Origin of the sequence: Paenibacillus macerans (assembly GCF_050565405.1) — a bacterium.
GTDB classification, from domain to species: Bacteria; Bacillota; Bacilli; order Paenibacillales; family Paenibacillaceae; genus Fontibacillus; species Fontibacillus macerans_B.
This window is the reverse complement of sequence record NZ_JBNYYG010000014.1, coordinates 1-18,551: the sequence shown is the minus strand read 5'-3', so window position 1 is coordinate 18,551 and position 18,551 is coordinate 1. Positions and strand designations below refer to the sequence as shown.

Sequence of the window (18,551 nt, the reverse complement as noted above, 5' to 3'; positions counted from 1 at the left end):
GCGAAGGCGCGGTCCAAAGTAAGAAATAAGTAAGATCTCCGACATAGAAAAGAGAGTTTCCCCCGTTACGATAAGTGTAGATGAAAACAAGGGGAGTGACACCATGAAAGAAATCGTAAGGACGCGCCAGCTTACCAAAAACTACGGAGCGGCGGAAGTGGTGGCCGGCGTGAATATGAGCGTACGGCGCGGCGAAATTTACGGGTTTCTCGGGCCTAACGGGGCCGGGAAATCGACAGTTATGAAGATGCTGCTGGGGCTGGCCATGCCAACCGGCGGCGAAATCGAGCTGTTCGGGGAAAAGCTGACGCCGGGTGCCACGGAGCACCTGAAGCGCATCGGACATTTGATCGAAACGCCTGTGTTTTACGAGAAGCTGACGGCTGAGCAAAATCTGGAGCTGCATGCCGAGTATATGGGTTATTACAAGAAGGGCGCGATCCGCGAGGCGCTGGAGATGGTGCAGCTGGCAGGCACCCATGACAAGCCGGTCAAACAGTTCTCCCTGGGAATGAAGCAGCGGCTGGGGATCGCGCGGGCCATCTCGACCCGGCCGGAGCTGCTGCTGCTGGACGAACCGATCAACGGCCTCGATCCGGAAGGCATCCAGGCCATGCGCCAATTATTTCGCCGGCTGCGCGACGAATGGGGGGTCGCGCTGCTGATCTCCAGCCATTTGCTCTCGGAAGTCGAGCAAGTGGCCGACACGATCGGCGTGATCGACGGCGGACGATTGCTCCGCGAAGTCTCAATGGAAAGCGTGCATGCCTCCACCACCGAATACGTGGAAATCGCGACTTCGGACGTCCGCAAGGCGGCCTTTGTCCTGGCGGACGTGCTGCGAGTGGAGAACTTCAAGCAAATGGGCGACAACCTCATCCGCATCTATGAAACGAAGTTATCCCAAGAGGCGCTGGCCAAAGGGCTTATCGCCAACGACGTGCCGATTCAATCGATCAACCGCAGGCATCATAGCCTGGAGGAATATTTCTTCGATATGCTCAAAGGAGGCGAGTCGCATGCTGCATCTCATTAGGCTGGAATTGAAGAAGGGCCGTTTCTCCGGTTACGTATGGGGGGCGCTGACGGCATATCTGATCATGGCCGCCCTGATGGCGACGATGTATTTCGTCGATGCGATCGAGGACAATATCTTCCACGGTTATGCGGAGATGTTCACCCTCATCGATACGCTCGTGCGCGTCGTATTTATCGTCTACGCCGCGGTCCTGATCTCGAAGCTGATCATCGGCGAGTTCAAGGACAAGACGATCGCCCTGCTGTTTGCCTATCCGGTCAACCGCAAACGGCTGATCTTCGCCAAGCTGTCGATGGTCTTCGCCTGGACCTTGGCGAACGTGATCCTCGCCAACCTATTCGTCGACGCCGTCTTCCTGGCGTTGAATTCCGCGGTCGGTTACGTGACCGAACCCCTGGAAGCGGAGCTGCTGGCCCGCCATGGCCTCAACGTGCTGCTGCAGGCCCTCGGAGCCGCCGGCATGAGCCTGCTGCCGCTGGCTTTCGGGCTGCGCAAGAAATCGGTGTCCACCACGATCGTCTCCTCGATTCTCATTGTGGCGCTGGTGTGCTCCAACAACTTCGGCGTCAGCCTGAGTTCGATCATCGCGATCCCGCTATCGTTGTCGGCGCTGGGCATCCTCCTCACCTACCTCAGCTTCCGGAACATCGATCGGGTCGATGTGGGCTAACGATAAAGTAAGCATTTCTTGCGATATTAGGTACCTGCCGCTCGGGTTTTAAGAATAAGGGCCTTTTGTGCAGGAGTGTTGCATTAAACCTGACAAGATACTCGATGTGCATAAAAACGAGTCAAAACCAAAATCTCGTGTCTTGTTGTCTCTTCACGCTCCTTTGCACGATTATCCCCTTTGTTAAGGGAGCTAGGAGCAGGGGGTAGGGTTAGGGATTAAGATAAGATCTGCGCCAAATATGTTCTTCCTCCGAGTTTGTCCCTTTCATTGCTCCATGATCTGATCAAACGGGATAATCGTGCAAAGCGTCCGGACAGCCAGTCATCCGAATCTATGAAAAGGCACCTTCTTCAAGGTGCCTTTTCCGTCAGGCTTTTTTCTTTTTCCAAGGCTTCCATACGGAAATGATCACGATAAAAACGGTGACCGCGACCTGAAACCAGACGAAAGCTAGCCTTACCGCGTGGTTTTGCAGAAACGCCGGATCGCTCAAGGCCAGCGCCCCCTCCGTCTCCAGCAACTCCATATTGGCCACCATCAGCTTATCCACCACAAAGATACCGATGACCGTCTGCACGAGATACAACGCGAATTACACGCCGACCCACCGATGCTTGAAAAATCCCCAGTTCGTAAAAAATCCGTAGACGAACCCTACGACCAGCGTGCCGACGGCGCCATACCGGACGACATGATCGCTGATGAGAATCAGGCTTTTGTAGGTTAAATAGGATGGCTCGTATTTCGTAAAATCGATCCGCAAATTCAGCACCGTCGAACTGAGAATGCTTATGACGGAGCCGTGCGGTTTGGATGAAATACAGGGGCAACATGTAAAATTTTGAAGCCAACGGCTTTGAAAGAAGACTAGTCCTGCCGGACGCCCCATAGATATGATGAATGGGAAAGACACTTCGGAAAGGATGAACGTCCATGAAACGATCCGGCATCTTAAGCGACGGCATGGTACTGCAAAGACGGGCCAAAGTGACCATTGGGGGGCATACCGATGCTTCCCGGACGGTGCAGGTTTCGTTCCGCGGGATAACTTATTCGGGCAAGGCCGATGCCGATGGAGCCTGGAAAGTGATTCTGGAGGATTTGGCACCGGGCGGGCCCGATGAGATGATCCTTGCGTCCGGGGAAGAGGAACTCGTGATCCGCGATATTCTGGTCGGCGATGTATGGGTGCTCGCCGGCCAGTCCAATATGGAGCTGCCGGTCCGGCGGACGCTGGATTTGCTGGCGGAGGAGGTCCGCCGCGTCAACCTGCCGATGATCCGCCAGTTCGCGGTGCCGCAGGCCTACGATTTTCATGCGCCGCAAACGGACCTGGCCGGCGGCCGATGGGTCCCGGCCACTCCGGAGGAGGTGCTGGGCTTTAGCGCGGCGGGGTTCTTTTTTGCCAAGGAGATCCATGAGCGTTACGGGGTACCGGTCGGCTTGATTCAGACGGCGGTAGGCGGCACCCCCATCGAGGCCTGGATGACGGAGCGGACGTTGCGGGACATCGGCGGATACGAGGCCGCGCTGGAACAATGCAAGGACGACGAATATGTAATCGCTACCAATCAAAGGGACGAGGAGCGGAATCGGCGTTGGCAGGCCCGCTTAAACGAAGCGGACGCCGGACTAAGGGAAGGCTGGCATCGGGCAGCGTGGGAGACGACCGGCTGGAACGACTTCGCGCTTCCGGGCTCTTGGGAAGGCAGCGAGCTGGAGGCCGTTCGAGGCGCCGTCTGGTTCCGCAGGGAGATCGACGTCCCGGCGGCGATGGCCGCAGGCGAAGCGCAGCTGCAGCTCGGCACGATCGTGGATGCGGACGACGCCTACGTCAACGGGGTTCTCGTCGGGAATACGGGGTATATGTACCCGCCGAGACGCTACACCGTGCCTCAAGGCGTGTTGAAGCCAGGGAGAAATACCCTCGCCGTCCGGGTGATCACGACGCATAACACCGGGGCGTTCGTCCGGGACATGCCCTATAAGCTGAAGGCCGGCGGGCAAGAGCTGGACCTGCGCGGCATATGGAAGTACCGGGTGGGCGCGGCGACGGAAGCGCTGGACGCGCAAACCTTCTTCCACTACATGCCGGCGGGCAATTACAACGGCATGATTTCCCCCTTGCGGCAGGTTCCGATCACCGGTGTTTTATGGTATCAGGGCGAGTCCAACACGGGCCGTCCCGCCGGGTACGCCAATTTGTTCCGGGCGATGGTCAAGGACTGGCGCGATACCTGGGACATCGGCGATTTCCCGGTGATTGCGGTGCAGTTGGCCAATTTCGGACCGGAGGACGAGCGTAAGACGAACTGGGCGGAGCTCCGGGAGGAGCAGCGTAAGGGACTGGGCGTCCCCAACACCGCCATGGCCGTCGCCATCGATATCGGCGAACACAACGACCTGCATCCGCAGGACAAACAAACGCTCGGACAGCGGCTGGCCTTGTGCGCCCGCCGGCTCGCCTACGGCGAGGAGGAGCTGGTCTGCAGCGGCCCGCTGTTCGCGTGGCTGGAACGCCTGGAAGAGGCGCTCCGCCTGCATTTCGACCACGCCGGCAGCGGGCTGGCCACGCGCGGCGGGGAGCCGCTTCGGGGATTTGCCGTCTGCGGGGAGGACGGCGCATTCCTCCAGGCCGATGCCGCCATTGACGGGGATACCGTCGTCGTGAAGCACGGGCAAATCAAGCGGCCGGTCCAGGTCCGCTATGCCTGGAGCAACAACCCCGCCGGCGCGAATTTGTACAATCGGGAAGGGCTGCCGGCCGCGCCGTTCAGCACGGAGGCGTAAGCCCGGGCCGGGCCGACGCAAAGAAAGCGCAAGCCGCGAGGGAATCCCCTCCCGCTTGCGCTTTCTGTCTGCTTGAGCTCCGGACGTCCGCTTACCCTTCCACCGGCAGCTTCACCAGCACGCGGTATTCCCGGCCCGGCTGCACGTTCCGCAGAATGCCGCCCTCCACCGGCTCGCCGTCCACGTAAACCTCCGTGCGGTTCACGCCGGCCTCCCGCTTCATCTCGACCTCCAGCTTGGCCCCCCGGAAATCCCGGGATACCGCGGCCTCGCGCCAATCGGCCGGCAGCTGCGGGTTGATGCGGATGCCGTCCTTCGTGCCCTGCACGCCGAACAACCCGTCGATCAGGCAGCGATATACCCACGGCACCGTTCCCGTGTTGAACAAGTGGCTGGAGCGCCCCGCCGTGCGCGGGAATTGCCGGTACGCCCCGCGGTAATAGTTCGGGATGAACACGGGCAATTGGCCCCGCTGCACGATATCGTCCCGGTCGGGGCCGGGCAGCATTTTGCGCAGCAGCCGGAACGCGTCGTCCCGCTCGCCTACCGCATACAGCGCGTAGATATAGAAGGCCGCGGCGTGATTGTAAACCGCGCCGTTCTCCGCCGAGCCCGGATGCTTCTGGGTTACCCGGCCGACGTCCTCCCGCATCGCCGTGTACGAAGGGGCGAGCTTCTCCACGCCGTACGGCGTTTCCAACTGCTCGCGGACCGCCCGCATCAGCTTCTCCCGTTTCTCCGCATCGGCCGCGCCGCTCAGCAGCGACCAGCCCTGCGGGTTGATGAAAATCCGTCCTTCCTTGTCGGTGCTGATCCCGAACGCCACGTTATCGTCGGTGATGCCCCGGGCATACCACTCGCCGTCCCATAAATAACGGTTGACGACTTCGTTGGTTTCCTCGGCGGCGGCGCGGTACTCCCGCGCCTGCTCCGGCCGGCCGCTGCCCTCGCAAACGTCCGCCCATACCCGGAACGCGTAGGCCGTGGCGATCGTCAGCCAACCGGACACACCTTTGCCTTTGTAGCCGACCATGTTCATCGGATCGCACCAGTCGCCTTGGTTGATGTAGTTGAGTCCCCGTTCGTCGCGATCGTTCATCAGCCAGCGCATCGCCCGGTCGACGTGGGCGTGCACCGGCTCGGCTTCCCCGCCGTCGGCGTATGGAACCCGCTCCTCCAGAATCGCGTAATCGCCCGTTTCGTCCAGATACGTGCTCAGGCAGATCGGCAGCCAGACGCAGTGATCGGTGTGCGGCACCTGGTTGATGTACTTCAGCTCGGCGTCCGGATGCAGGACGATGCCGTCCGGCATGGACCCGTTCGCTTTTTGCTGGCTGGCCGCGGTCAGGAACGCCTCCCGCGCCACCTGCGGTTTAATGAAGCTCATCCCCATGTGGTCCTGCAAATAGTTGCGGGTTTGCGCGTCGGTGGTCAGTCGGTTCGTCTGGCCGTGATAATAGATTTGCCGCGGGAGCCATTGATTGACGAAGTTGTCCAAATCCTTGTCCGGTGTGCTGATCCGAAGGCAGCCGCGGCCTTCCCGGATGTATTGGTCGTATTCGCGTTCGGCCGCTGCGAAGCCGTCCTCGCCGTTCGCGTTCCGGCGCAGGAAGTAGTCCTCGCGGATCTGCGCGATCTCCCGTTCGTCCCGGGCCGGGCCGAATACAAAGCGATACTCCCGCTCCTCGCCCGGGGCCAGCGTCAAGCGGTACTGCATCGCCGCGACCGGCGTCTCGTACCGCGCATCCCCCTTGGACAACTCGTCCTGTCCGAACGCCGACGGCATCGCGATGCCGCCTTCCCCCTCGAACGCCTCCTGGTTCACTTCCCAGGAGGCCGGCGGATGCTCGGCGATCAGGAAGGTTTTGTCGCGAAAATGTTTGATTTTATCGTAATCCTGATATTTCTGGTAAGGCGTGATCGAGGAGCAGACGATGGACTGCAGGTCCTCGCGGTATTCGCCCGACTGGTTCATCCAGGACATGTAGCCGACCGTAAAATAAGGATATACGCTCAGTTTTCTGGCGGTTTGCGAGGTATTCGCGACCTTCACGCGCCAGAGCTCCAGCGGATCTTCTTTGGGCAACCGCAAGCTCATTTCCACCAAAACGCCTTGATGCTCCACTTTCCAGACGATGCTGCTCTTTCCTTGCGCAAAAGCGTAGCTGTCGGCCTGCACCCGGACAGGTTCGTACGGCGCAGAGAACACCCGGCCGTTCTCCTCGTCCTTCACGAATACGAAGCGGCCCGGATGGTGCGCATAATACGGTTGTTCCGGCTGCATGAACGTCTTCGCTTCCAGGTTCGGCGCATGCGAATATTTCGCCGGTTCCGGCTGCATGAACTGGGCCACCGCATAGCCGCGGCAGTTCATGTGAATCATCATCGTTTCGTTCCACAGGAATCCCGAAGCCTTGGGCAGGATCGTGGGACTCAGCAGCTCGTAGAATTCCTGATCCTCCGTTGCTCTGAACATGGTCATACCTCTTTTCCGAATAATCTTGTCTACTTGTCTACAAGTCCATTATACAACGGGAATCAAAATCTTGGAGGCGTTTACTTCAATTTCGCGCACAAAAAAGAGCCGAATTTCGCGGACGCGAAATCGACTCTCGATGCCACCCGGCGTCGTCGAGCTTCTTAGATGAACAAGAACGGGATGAGGAACAATAAAGCGATCGCCGCCCAGTCCAGCCCCAGGCCATAATCGTAACCGTAGCCGTATCCCGGACCCGGGTAACCCGGGCCATAACCGAACGCCTTGGTCTTGGCTTGCGCTTTAGTTTTCGACTTCATGTGCTGCAGTTGCTTTTTCGCTTTGGCGGGTTGGGTGGAGAGAACGTTCGCGTCCGAGGCGTATCCCCCGTTCAGCTCGACGCCTTTGTCGCTGACGCCCGTAATCGTACCTACATAATATCTGCCGTCCTGAAGTACGGCGCATACCGTTTTGCCGATGTGCGGCTTGCAGGATTCTTCACAAACCGGATAGATCTGTTGCAATGGATTCGTGCCTCCCCTCTCGAATGCTCACATTCATCCTATTCGGGCGGGCGCTTATCGGATAAGGGCAAGTGTCCCGCCATTGAAAAAATAAAGCCGGCGCGTTCAGGCCATGTCCGAATCCGCCCCCTCGGGGTGAAAGCCTATCTTAAGCGCGCCGGGGGCGCTGCGGCATATTCTGCTGTTGAGAGGTGTGCATCAGGCTCATGAAGGAGGCTTATGGAGGGAATGAACTATCATGAAATCATCGCCGCCGTCGGGGAGGGCTCGGCGCATCCCGGGGGATTTGCGGCGACTGCGGAATTCGTCGAACACATCGGCATTCAGCCGGGGCTGCGCATCCTGGAGGTCGGGTGCGGGACGGGAAGGACGGCCTGCCTGCTGGCGCAAAAGGGGGCTCGCGTCACGGCCATGGACCAAAGCTCCGTCATGCTGGAAAAGGCGGCCCGGCGGGCGCAACTGCAGCAGCTCCAGATCGACTGGATCCAGGGGGACGTCGCCGCGATTCCGCTCATGTCCGACGCCTATGACGTCGTCTTCGCCGAATCGGTGACGATCTTTGCCGCCGATCCGGTCAAGGCGTACCGCGAATATCACCGCGTGCTGCGCAAAGGCGGGCAGGTGTGGGATCGCGAGCTGTACCGGACGCGCGACCATCCCGCGCTGGAGCAGGAGATGCGCGCGCTGTACGGCAACGCGTTTCTGCCCGGCGCAGAGGAATGGCTGCGGATGCTGCAGGCCGCCGGCTGCAGGCATGGCAGGCTGTGGGAGCCGGCGGCCGAGGAAACCGGAGAGGCGGCGGGCGGCGGACACGCCGAAGCTGCCTCCGCTGACGCCAATGCCAGTGCCGAGACAACGCCGTTTGCCTGGAACAATGGCTGGGACCCCTACCGGTTCATCGACCTGGAGGCGCTGCAGAACCCGGCCGTCGCGGCTTTTTTCGGAGAAAACGAAGCCTTCCTGCAGCGGTACCGCGAGCATCTAGCCTACGGCGTGTTTATCGCGGAGAAATGACCTGCGTAGCTATGGCAACAAATAAGGGCCTTATTGGCCCTATTTGTGCCCTTTCGCCCTCCACTTCCCGCTATCCGAGGGTGACTTGGTTCCGGCCCTTGTTTTTGGATGCATATAAGGCCGCGTCCACCGATTCGATGATTTGTTCTTTGATCATATCGGACGTTCTGGTGGTGATCCCCGCCGAAAATGTCACATGCACGAACTCGCTATCCACGTCCCCCTCCATAACCGGTATCGAGGTCGCTTCTATCGTTTCCAGCAATCTTTCCCCAATATTCTTGGCTTCCCACGAATCGGTTTCGGCCATCAGAATGGCGAATTCTTCTCCGCCCCACCGGGCCACCAAATCCGTATCCCTAACATGCTGCTTTAATTGGTTAGCTACAGTGGTCAGAACAAGATCCCCGAAAGGATGGCCGTAGGTATCATTAATCTGTTTAAAATGGTCCAGATCGATCAGCATTAAAGAAAGGGGGTGACCGTACCGGTTGGATCTGGCGATTTCCTCATCGAGCCGTTTCTCAAAATGTCTCCGGTTGGATAGCTCCGTCAAGTCGTCCGTCACGGATAGTTCATAGAGCTTCTTCTCCGCGATTTTCCTATCAGTGATGTCATTCATCACGACGATAAGCCCGCTGGCCAGACCATCGTCGTCAACCGGATAAGTGTCCGTCAAAAAAGTGGAAGTGAGGTGTCTGTCCGTGAGTTCCATTTCAAGCTGATTGATTTTTTTGCGCTGGGCAAGCAGTTGAAAGACATGATCCAAATCTTTGTTGATATCGCGGGAGGCGACTTCCCAAAAAAAATAATCCACGACTTCATACTGTTTCATGTTCAGCGCTCGGCACATCGCCGGATTGCACAGGTCAATCCTGCCATTGCGATCAATGCCGATGATCAAGGCGCGCGAATTTTCCACCAAAATGTTCTGTTTGTTTAAGAGCAGTGATCTTACTTTTAAGGCGCGATCCATAACAAGTATGATCAGGACGCATATTCCGACCTGCAGCAAGCCCGAGAAAACCGCGTCCATCTTAATCTTATCCACATTAACAAGCACGTTTATGGCGCTGGCGAGCACGCAGGTCATCAAAACGATGATCGATTCCTTTAAGGAAAAGAAAAATAATGCCAATACGATCGGAACCATAAAAATCTCGATGCTAAAAACATTGGCCGAATTTATCGTTCTCAATAGATCCCACGCGTAGCTCAGAATCAAAACGATGCTAAGCATCAGATAGAGCGTAAATTTTCGTTTTCTGGGGAACGATTTCATCCATACAGGCGAGGCGACAAAATAGGTAAGAACAATCATGATGACGCATAAGAGCAACTGAATCGAATAGGGAATATCCGCAAAGAATCTACTTTCAATGAAGAGGAAGCTCGCATATAGCAAAAGAACGGCGATGTTCTTCAAGACGATATTGACTTTGTAACGAATACTTTCCACGTCTCCTTTGATAATGGGCAGGTAAATTTCAGCTTGTAGTTAAAACATGACCGTTCATGTCGATGATTGTAATATCCTAGCAGAGTTGCGTCAATAAATTTTTACAGGGCTTTCCCGGCCCTCCAACCTAGCAAAGCCCCTTTCCTAAATGGAAAGAGGCTTTCAAAAACCAGGCTCGTATTCGCTCAGCTTCCCCTCATAGACCAATCGCAGGCGGTCGCACTGGCGGAAATCGTCCGGCGTCACCAGCGCGGGCAGCTTGTTCCACAGCTTGATCCCCGACCGCTCGAGGATTTCCGCGACGAACTGCGAGCAGAAATACGAGTTGCTGAACTCTACCGGCTCTTTGAGCGCGATGCCGATGATGCCGAGGATGTTGTACAAATATTTTTGCCGCTTGCGGATGAACAGCTGGAGCACGCGCTCCATTTTCTCCACCTCGCGCAGAGTAACCTTCAGCTCGTAAATGACGCAGGTTGTATTCGGATATTTGCTGAACGTGCCGGTTTGGATATCCTCTTTCACGAAGCCGCCGTTGAGCGGGTTATTCGGGTTTTTCCGCCCGAAGCTGTACAGCTCCGAAAGCTCCCGGTCGAAGGAAATCGAGGCATGATTGTAAGGCGCTCCCGTGTAGCCCTTGATCATTTTGGTGAAAAGCGTCCCCGTATTCGTAAGCAAAATAAACACCGAGCGATCCGCTGACATCGACGAAATTTCCCCTTATCATTTGTGGACTATTCCTCCATAATAACATATGATTCCTTTGGCGGAATCTACCTCCTGTGGAAGTTGGGATTGGCATGATAAACAACCTGCAATGGACGATGATCGTGATTTTCGTGGCCTTGACGGCTATTCATTCCATTTATTTCGTACTGGACCGGAGGCATCCCGGCAAGGAGTACTCGGCTTTTCGCCAGCGCCTGCGGACCTGGTGGGGCATGTGGCTGATTCTTTGCCTGGCCACCCTGTTTAATCCGGTCGTGTCGCTGCTGGCGGTGATGCTGCTGTCTTTTTTCGCGCTGAAAGAGTATTTCTCCATGATCCGTTCGCGCAAATCCGAGCGGCGGCTGTACCTGTGGGCCTACCTGTCGATTCCGGCGCAGTTTTACTGGATATTTATCGAGTGGTACGGCATGTTTATCGTCTTTATTCCGGTGTACGTGTTCCTGTTCCTGCCGCTTCCCCGCATGATCAACAAAGGAACGGCCGGATTTCTGCGCAGCGTCAGCCGGGTCCAGTGGGGATTGATGCTGATGGTGTTCGGTCTCAGCCATCTCGCCTATTTCCCGTTCGCCACGCCGCAGCACGGTGCGGGATTGGTGCTGTTTCTGGTCGTGCTGACGCAGCTGAATGATATCGTGCACTATCTGGCCTCGTATTATATCGGCAAGCGAAAAGTGGCGCCGACCGCCAATCCGCTTTTGACGTGGGAAGGCTTTGTCGCCGCGTTTCTGGTTACGTCCGGGACAGCTTATCTGCTCGCCCCCTTCCTTACGCCGCTTGGCTCGTCGTTTGGCCTGTTCGCCGGTACGCTGATCGCCCTAGGCGGCTTCATCGGCGGCCTGACCGTCTCTGTGCTGAAGCGGGATTTGCTCATCGGCGATGACGACAAGGCCCAGGCCCTGCAAAAAAGCTATTTGAGCCTGGTCGACAGCTTGGCCTATACGTCGCCGGTCTTTTTTCACGTGACGCGGTATTTCTTTGACTTCATGTAGAAAGCCGGCACCCTTACATGATTACCGGTATTATCCTGATCGTACCCGCGCTGCCAAAATGAATAGAAGGAGCCGATACCTGTGATTCAATCGCAGGTATCGGCTCAGACCTTTTACTTTCTTTTATCCGTCGCTTTTTTTATGGTCTTGTTAACTTCTTGGTGGGCAGATTCTTGAATGATGTCAGCAAAAGTTTTTGAATCTTTGACTAGATCGTCGCAGAAAGCCGCTACGTCACTGCCCGTCACTTCGAGCACGCCTTTCCCCAAGGCCGCGCCCTCTTCAAACAGATCGACGATCCCCGAGAGCAAACCCGTCCCGTCGGTTAGCTCGACAGGGCCGACCTTAAAGAGATATTTTTGAATCTCTTTATAAACAATCTGATAATCTTGCGGGAGCGCTTTGACACGCGCCACGTGCGCCCGCCACTCTTTTTTGCCTTTGATGATATCTTGTATGCTCATGTGGATCCTCCTATCTGCCTAATTTTTTAGCGATATTATGGTTGAGTTGCTCGCGCCACTTGTCGCGAAAAGACTTTGCCCCTTCTTCGCCGGCCAGCGCTGAACAAAATCCTGGGATATCGTCACCCAAAACCTCTTGGACACTCTGACCGTCCGCCGCCGTTTCTTCAAGCAGGCCAAGCACACTGTCAAGAATGGGCATGAGGTTGCGACCGGTGAAATCGGAATGCGGCATTAGATTGACGATAATTTCCCCCCATGCCGCTTGATAATCGGCCGGCAGCTTTTGGACTCGCGATTCAAAATTTTTAAATTCTTTCGTCATGTCGCTGCCTGTGATTTTTTCCCAAAAATTCATGATCTCTTCTCCTTTAACTCATTAATTTTTGAGGATACGAACTCCCATTTTTCCCAGAACTTCCGTAGTTCCTTGCGCCCCGCGTCGTTGAGCACGAAAAACTTGCGCGGCGGCCCCATATCGGATGGCTTTTTCTCTATGTCCACGAGTTTACTCTTCTCAAGCCGCACCAAAATGGTGTAGACCGTTCCTTCCACGACATCCGTGAAGCCGAGAGCATTCAACCGCCGCGTGATTTCGTAGCCGTAGGTTTCTCCGCGGTTTATAATTTCAAGGATACAGCCTTCAAGCACGCCTTTGAGCATTTCCGTCAGGTTTTCCAGCACAATCACTCCTTGCTATTCTGTAAGACAGATATTCTGTATTACTTACTACAGCTATAAAGTAACACGTAATAGTTGGTTTGTCAATAGGGTTTGTGCTATCTCCCCCATGGTTACAATGATTACCATGCGTCTTCCTTTTGTTTTGGATTTTAAGGAGGTAGGGGGATATGACCTACAAAATTTCCGCGTACCAGTTATTTACGATTACCTTCATTTTTCAATTGGGGACAACCATCATCTTCGGGTTTGGCGGCTTGGCCGGCCGGGACGCGTGGATCGGCGATCTGAGTTCATTGGGGCTTGGCCTATGCGTGATTGGAATATATATCGCCTTAATGCGCATGAATCCGGGCCTAACTCTGGTCGAATGGTTTCCGGCCCAATTGGGGCGCTGGATCGGGACGCCCATCGCCTTTTTGTACCCGCTTATGTATTTGTATCTTACAGGGCGAATCATAGCGGACATCCGAGATATGGTTTCAACCACCATTTTGCCCGGAACGCCGCTGATCGTTATAACGGCGTTGTTCACCATAATCATCGCGTATTGCGTCTATGGCGGGATTGAGATTGCCGCACGGCTGGGAGAACTGATCTTCCCCATTGTCATCCTGATGTTCGTGACGGAGACAATTCTGCTCATGGGTTCGGGCGTTCTGCATTTCCATCATATCTTACCTGTTTTGGAAAAGGGGTGGGGACCCATCTGGAAGGTCGTTTATCCGGGCGGAATCACCCAGACGTTTGGGGAAACGATCACGCTCGCCATGTTCTGGCCGGATGTCAAAAACCAGGGGAAGATCACGAAAATCACGCTGCTCGCCACTCTGCTGTCCGGGATCATCATCACCAGCTTTGACTTCTTGGCTGTTTTGGTATACGGCGACTTGTTTTCGCGTTTCCTCTATCCGCTTTACACCTTGCTGAGCGTGATCAGCGTAGGCAATTTCATCGAAAACCTGCAGATGTTCGGGGTTCTCTATTTTTTTGCGACGGCTTTGTTAAAAAGCGTGATCAACCTGCTCACCGCGCTCCAAGGCATTCAGCAACTGACGAAGATGAAGGATTACCGCGCGCTCATCATCCCGGCGGCCGCTGTCTCCTTATTCCTGGGTATGACGATGTCGAGAAACATCGCTGAGCATATTTATCTCCATCATTTTAAAATCCTGGTTCCTTATATTTGGATGCCGATGACTATCGTCTTACCAGCCATCCTGCTCATTGTGACTTGGATCCGGACAAAGCTGCGAAAAAAATGATCTGTTCATTTTTGGATGCTGTCCTCCTTTAAATGCAGCGAGGATCCCGTTACGCCGATCCGCCGGATGGTCAAATTCGCTTTGACGGAAACCTCGGCTTTCTGAAACTCCCGGTTCCAATTGTTCATAAGGGATTTCCAGCGGGACGGATGCTTTCGGTGGATCGTTTCGCCAAACTCGAAAACATCGGAGCCAAACTTTTGTTGCACCTTGGTAATGGTCCCCAGGGCGCTCTCCTCGACTTGTTTTTCCAACGCTTCTTTGACCAAGGCGATATGATGCGGTTGAGTGAGGTCCAGACTCGTGTTGTTCTCGCGAATCATGCCCTGACCGGTTAGCGTGACTTGGAATTTGATTTTGTCGTCTTGAAATATTGGCCGGACCTTGCTGTCCAACTTGTTCATATCTAAGCTGATGTTGCCTTTATCCTCCGGAATGTTGGCCGTAACGATCAGCTTTCTTAGATCCCCTTTGACCCATCGCAGCATTCTGCCCTCGCGCGTATTAATAAATCCGAGCAATTTCAGATCATTGTCAAAAATCCCGGTCCCATCAATACGAAAGCCTTTCTTGCTGGCGGAACCCTCCTCCTCTTCGCCTTCTTGACTCCCCGATTCAAAACCTATCGAAATAACCGGCAAAGCCGGGCAGTTTCCTTTACTGGTTGCGGAAATCATCAGGTTGATGAAACCCATTTCCTTGAGCGTTCCGATCTGATCATATTCTTTTAAAGCCCCAAGGCCGGGAATGTCCTCCAGCGGATAAGAAACCTTCAGAAACTCTTGGGCGGTGCCTCCCTTCATGATAAAAACGTCGCTACGCAGCTTGAGGGCCGGATCACGGCTGTACGTATCCAGCACCTCTTTGAGCCCTTTTCTGGCGAGCGGCTCCCCAATCACGATGACTCGCCGGTGGGCGCGAAACACTTGCCGCGAAAGCTTGGTTTGCATTTGCTGCACCGCATCCAGCGTATCCTTTCCTATGCCGCTCGCGACGAAATAAGGCTTTCCCTGGTCGCCGCCACCGCCACCACCGCCGCTGGTTCCCCGCGCACTGCCGATATAAAAGGGGACAATCACCTGTGCGCTGACCAGAATTCTCTCATCCTTCGCCGCGTCCAAGCCCCATGCAAGCTCGAGGGCAAGATCGTTGACCTCCGAACTGTCCCAGCATCCCGTCATCAACAACAGCGGCAAAATGACGAACGCGAACAAACTGCCTTTTCGTATCCGGTTCATCTTTCTGTCCTCCCTCGTCTCGGACCTGGTTGCTGGCCTTCCGGTACACGCTGTTTGTTTGCCCCAGTGGAAAGCACGGGACGCCGATGCATGCTCCATCGGGGTGCGCGTATCCATACATCCTTCATGTTCTCGGGAAATTGCGGCGATATCGGGGTCATGTAGGGAACTCCAAAAGAACGAAGACCCAAGAGATGGATGACAATGAGAAACATGCCCGCGATGACGCCGTATAAGCCCAAAATCCCCGCCAAAATCAAAATAGGGAACCGAAGCATCCGGTACGCCGCCCCGAGATTGTACCGCGGGATCGCAAACGAAGCGATGCCCGTCGTGGCCACGATAATCACGACGGTGGCCGAGACAATGCCGGCCTGCACGGCGGCTTGTCCAATGACAAGCGCCCCTACGATGCTGACCGCCGAACCGACCGGCTTCGGCAAACGAATGCCCGCTTCGCGTAGACCTTCAAACATAAACTCCATGAGCAAAGCCTCGACAACCGTCGGAAACGGGACGCCTTCCCTGGCGGCCGCAATGCTGATGAGCAAGTTCGTAGGGACTAGCTGCTGATGAAATGTCGATAGCGAGACGTAGATCGAAGGAAGAAACAGGGAAATATTCAATAAGGCGAAGCGAATGAAGCGAACGAAAGTCGTATACATGGATCTTTCGTAATAATCCTCCACCGCCTGGAATCCGGACCAAAAAGTCATCGGGGCAATCAGCGCGAACGGGGTATTGTCAACGAGAATGGCGACTTTGCCTTCAAGCAAACTGGAGCAGACGACGTCGGGCCGCTCCGTGTTTTGAATTTGAGGAAACGGGGACCACGGGACATCTTCAATGAATTCTTCGATGTACCCCGATTCCAGAATCCCGTCAATTTGGATGCGGCGGATTCTCCGGCGGACTTCCTCCAGTACCTCATTAGAGACGATGCCTTCTATATAAGCAATGACGATATCCGTTTGGGAGAACTCGCCCAGGGTAAGCGGCTCCATTTTGAGCTTATCGCTGCGAATGCGTCTGCGGATCAGGCTGGTGTTGATGCGTAAGGTTTCCGTAAATCCATCCCGCGGTCCGCGGACGGACAGTTCGGCGGCCGGTTCTTCGACACCTCGCTTTTCGAATCCTTTCAGACCGGCGAGCAAAGCCTTGTTCTCTCCATCCGTTAGAATGGCGATATTGCCCCGCAAGATGCCTTCAACGATTTCGCTGACCTGATGAACCTTCTTTACCTGAGCAATGGCGACGAGCTGTTCTTCAATGACGTTTCCCAACAAATCGGCGTTCTTCGCCCCTTCCGGCATGCCTTCGAACATCAACGGCTTTAAGACAACCTGGTCCAGCATATTGGCGTTTACCAATCCATCGATGTAAATCAAAAGCATGCGGGTCCGCCCACGAACTGTAACCGGACGGAACACGATATCGGAACAGTTGGCAAAAATTTGTTGAAACACCTGTTCGTTCACGGAGACAGCGGCGGCGAGTGCATCCGCTGGATCGTTGCCGGCCGGTGCGCCGGCCTTCGTTATCGGGCCCTTTTTTTTGAAGGATTTCAACCGCTTAAGGATATTCATTCCTCCGCTCCTTACTCGTGATGTTTATATTATTCCGGTTCGATAGCGGATCATGCAAAATAATGGTATCCCTGTGACTAGCGGCCACCGATTTCGTTACAACCCTTGCGAAAAAAGAAAAAGGGGCCTTCCCCGAGGTGCAACACCTCGGAAAAGCCCCTTCCCTTCGCTTGTCATCGCTTATGCCCACCATGCTTCTTTAGGGTATGTCAGGTCCCCGATATACACCGGCTCGCCGATTTTCGGCGTGACAACGGGTACGCCCTGTTTCGCGGCTTCGGCTATCGCGCGCCGGACCGGATCGTTCCAATCATGCAGCGACAGCGTAAACGCGCCCCAATGGATCGGGAACATCAAGCCCCCTCGGGCGTCCAAATGGGCCTCTACCGTCTGTTCCGGCAGCATATGGATGTCCATCCAACGAGGATCGTATTGGCCGCACTCCATCAAGGCCAGATCGAACGGGCCGTATTTCTCGCCGATTTGCCGGAAATGCGGGCCATATCCGCTGTCTCCGCTGAAAAACACCTTGCGCTCCGGCGATGCAATTACCCACGAGCACCACAGGGTGCCGTCCCGGTTCGCGAGCCCCCGGCCCGAGAAATGGCGGGCCGGCGTACAGGCGAGCTGCAAACCGCTCCACTCGAGTTCCTCCCACCAGTCGTGTTCGCTGATCCGTTCAGGGGGTACGCCCCACCGCTCCAGATGACTGCCCACGCCTAAAGGCACGATAAAACGCGCCGTTTTGTCCTTGAGTTTCCTGATCGTCCCGTAATCCAAATGGTCGTAATGGTCGTGGGACAGGATCACCGCGTCGACTGCCGGCAAATCCTCCACGCCGAACGGTAGCTGCGGGTTGTACCGTTTCCCGCCGAAAGGAGGGACCGGCGTGGGCAACGGGCCGAGCATCGGATCCAGCAGGAGGCGTCTCCCTCCGATATGCAGCAGCAGCGCCGAGTGGCCTAGCCAAACGGCCATATCCCGGTCGAGGCTCTCCAGCGCCTGCCGGTCCAGCTTCACGACCGGAAGCGGCCGGTCGGGCCTCACCCGCGGATTGCCGCGCATATAATCCTTCAGCAGCGAGAACATATTGGCCGACGAAGGCTGAAAAGACCGGGTGGCCTCGGGATAAGCAAACTTCTTCCCGTTCCAGTTGGGAGATTGGGCGTAACGCCGGAGCTGCTCCGTCGAAGGTTTCCCGCCGAAAGCCGGGTACAGCCGGATAAACAAGAGGATGCCAGCAATGAGTATGATCACGATACATAGAAAAACAAGCATATGCGATACCGCCTTTTTTTGCGCCTAGTTATCTATCATTTCATGCTGAGTATACTGCATTCCGGGGAAAGATGCCAAATGGGGCTGAGGGGCGCGGGAGGAACGCGGGAATAAGAAAAACCTCGCCGCTGGCGAGGTCCTTTGTCGCGCAAACCTTTCTCCGATTATTGTATTTCATACAACAATGTAAGGCTAAAACGGCTTGAAAATCCCAGAATGTTGTATTTCGTACAACAAACCGGGGCTAATTGGGCCTGCTGCCATTAGCGTTGCATTAACATCCGGGGCTCTGCTTCCCCAACCCAGGATGCCGAAAGGATCAGGCGAGAAATATATACGAAAAATC

At 55.5% G+C, this 18,551-nt stretch carries 18 protein-coding genes; 6 read left to right on the top strand and 12 right to left on the bottom strand.

The window, feature by feature from the left end; genetic code table 11:
- Window positions 1–103: 103 nt before the first annotated feature.
- Both ACQ4N8_RS11120 and ACQ4N8_RS11115 read left to right on the top strand, forming a co-directional pair.
- Window positions 104–1,036: an ABC transporter ATP-binding protein gene (locus tag ACQ4N8_RS11120; RefSeq protein ID WP_430704422.1), complete on the top strand. Its 933-nt coding sequence runs from the start codon at window positions 104–106 to the stop codon at window positions 1,034–1,036.
- Window positions 1,020–1,709, top strand: coding sequence for an ABC transporter permease (locus ACQ4N8_RS11115; RefSeq protein WP_430704421.1), 690 nt, complete (start codon window positions 1,020–1,022; stop codon window positions 1,707–1,709). The genes ACQ4N8_RS11120 and ACQ4N8_RS11115 overlap by 17 nt, the downstream gene beginning before the upstream one ends.
- 370 nt (window positions 1,710–2,079) lie before the next feature.
- Here ACQ4N8_RS11115 and ACQ4N8_RS11110 read toward each other — a convergent pair whose 3' ends face one another.
- Window positions 2,080–2,298, bottom strand: a complete 219-nt coding sequence (locus ACQ4N8_RS11110) for a hypothetical protein (protein WP_430704420.1) — start codon at window positions 2,296–2,298, stop codon at window positions 2,080–2,082.
- A 6-nt stretch (window positions 2,299–2,304) separates the two neighbouring features.
- Window positions 2,305–2,484 carry a hypothetical protein gene (locus ACQ4N8_RS11105; RefSeq protein ID WP_430704419.1) on the bottom strand — a complete coding sequence of 60 codons (180 nt, stop codon included), beginning with the start codon at window positions 2,482–2,484 and terminating at the stop codon, window positions 2,305–2,307.
- Between the two features lie 161 nt (window positions 2,485–2,645).
- On the opposite strand from ACQ4N8_RS11105, the gene ACQ4N8_RS11100 reads away from it, so the two are divergent.
- A complete protein-coding gene (locus ACQ4N8_RS11100; protein WP_430704418.1) occupies window positions 2,646–4,502 on the top strand; it encodes a sialate O-acetylesterase in 1,857 nt (618 codons plus the stop codon).
- 91 nt (window positions 4,503–4,593) lie between these two features.
- On the opposite strand, the gene ACQ4N8_RS11095 is transcribed toward ACQ4N8_RS11100, so the two are convergent.
- Both ACQ4N8_RS11095 and ACQ4N8_RS11090 read right to left on the bottom strand, forming a co-directional pair.
- Window positions 4,594–6,978: a GH36-type glycosyl hydrolase domain-containing protein gene (locus ACQ4N8_RS11095; protein ID WP_430704417.1), complete on the bottom strand. Its 2,385-nt coding sequence runs from the start codon at window positions 6,976–6,978 to the stop codon at window positions 4,594–4,596.
- 164 nt (window positions 6,979–7,142) lie between these two features.
- Entirely contained in the window at window positions 7,143–7,502 is a 360-nt protein-coding gene (locus tag ACQ4N8_RS11090; RefSeq protein ID WP_430704416.1) for a hypothetical protein, read from the bottom strand.
- 228 nt (window positions 7,503–7,730) lie between these two features.
- Between ACQ4N8_RS11090 and ACQ4N8_RS11085 the strand changes: the two genes are divergently transcribed.
- Entirely contained in the window at window positions 7,731–8,516 is a 786-nt protein-coding gene (locus ACQ4N8_RS11085) for a class I SAM-dependent methyltransferase (protein ID WP_430704415.1), read from the top strand.
- A gap of 70 nt (window positions 8,517–8,586) precedes the next feature.
- Here ACQ4N8_RS11085 and ACQ4N8_RS11080 read toward each other — a convergent pair whose 3' ends face one another.
- Both ACQ4N8_RS11080 and ACQ4N8_RS11075 read right to left on the bottom strand, forming a co-directional pair.
- Entirely contained in the window at window positions 8,587–9,975 is a 1,389-nt protein-coding gene (locus ACQ4N8_RS11080) for a diguanylate cyclase domain-containing protein (RefSeq protein WP_430704414.1), read from the bottom strand.
- 162 nt (window positions 9,976–10,137) lie between these two features.
- Complete coding sequence (locus ACQ4N8_RS11075) at window positions 10,138–10,680, bottom strand: hypothetical protein (protein WP_430704413.1); 543 nt, start codon at window positions 10,678–10,680, stop codon at window positions 10,138–10,140.
- A 98-nt stretch (window positions 10,681–10,778) separates the two neighbouring features.
- Here ACQ4N8_RS11075 and ACQ4N8_RS11070 point away from each other — a divergent pair, with 98 nt between their 5' ends.
- Window positions 10,779–11,693: a phosphatidate cytidylyltransferase gene (locus ACQ4N8_RS11070; protein WP_430704507.1), complete on the top strand. Its 915-nt coding sequence runs from the start codon at window positions 10,779–10,781 to the stop codon at window positions 11,691–11,693.
- Between the two features lie 113 nt (window positions 11,694–11,806).
- Here the strand turns inward: ACQ4N8_RS11070 and ACQ4N8_RS11065 are convergent, their stop codons facing one another.
- Genes ACQ4N8_RS11065 through ACQ4N8_RS11055 form a run of 3 tightly spaced genes read right to left on the bottom strand, consistent with a single transcriptional unit; the run spans window position 11,807 to window position 12,838 of the window.
- Window positions 11,807–12,157: a DUF1048 domain-containing protein gene (locus ACQ4N8_RS11065; protein WP_430704412.1), complete on the bottom strand. Its 351-nt coding sequence runs from the start codon at window positions 12,155–12,157 to the stop codon at window positions 11,807–11,809.
- Between the two features lie 10 nt (window positions 12,158–12,167).
- Window positions 12,168–12,515: a DUF1048 domain-containing protein gene (locus ACQ4N8_RS11060; protein WP_430704411.1), complete on the bottom strand. Its 348-nt coding sequence runs from the start codon at window positions 12,513–12,515 to the stop codon at window positions 12,168–12,170.
- The gene (locus ACQ4N8_RS11055) at window positions 12,512–12,838 is read right to left on the bottom strand and encodes a PadR family transcriptional regulator (RefSeq protein WP_430704506.1); all 327 of its coding nucleotides are present in this window, start codon (window positions 12,836–12,838) and stop codon (window positions 12,512–12,514) included. The genes ACQ4N8_RS11060 and ACQ4N8_RS11055 overlap by 4 nt, the downstream gene beginning before the upstream one ends.
- Before the next feature lie 170 nt (window positions 12,839–13,008).
- Here ACQ4N8_RS11055 and ACQ4N8_RS11050 point away from each other — a divergent pair, with 170 nt between their 5' ends.
- Entirely contained in the window at window positions 13,009–14,103 is a 1,095-nt protein-coding gene (locus tag ACQ4N8_RS11050) for a GerAB/ArcD/ProY family transporter (RefSeq protein WP_430704410.1), read from the top strand.
- A 5-nt stretch (window positions 14,104–14,108) separates the two neighbouring features.
- On the opposite strand, the gene ACQ4N8_RS11045 is transcribed toward ACQ4N8_RS11050, so the two are convergent.
- The 3 genes from ACQ4N8_RS11045 to ACQ4N8_RS11035 all read right to left on the bottom strand — a co-directional run bounded on the left by ACQ4N8_RS11045 (window position 14,109) and on the right by ACQ4N8_RS11035 (window position 18,205).
- Window positions 14,109–15,341, bottom strand: a complete 1,233-nt coding sequence (locus ACQ4N8_RS11045; protein ID WP_430704409.1) for a Ger(x)C family spore germination protein — start codon at window positions 15,339–15,341, stop codon at window positions 14,109–14,111.
- A complete protein-coding gene (locus ACQ4N8_RS11040; RefSeq protein ID WP_430704408.1) occupies window positions 15,338–16,927 on the bottom strand; it encodes a spore germination protein in 1,590 nt (529 codons plus the stop codon). The genes ACQ4N8_RS11045 and ACQ4N8_RS11040 overlap by 4 nt, the downstream gene beginning before the upstream one ends.
- A gap of 180 nt (window positions 16,928–17,107) precedes the next feature.
- A complete protein-coding gene (locus ACQ4N8_RS11035; RefSeq protein WP_430704407.1) occupies window positions 17,108–18,205 on the bottom strand; it encodes an MBL fold metallo-hydrolase in 1,098 nt (365 codons plus the stop codon).
- Between the last annotated feature and the right edge of the window lie 346 nt (window positions 18,206–18,551).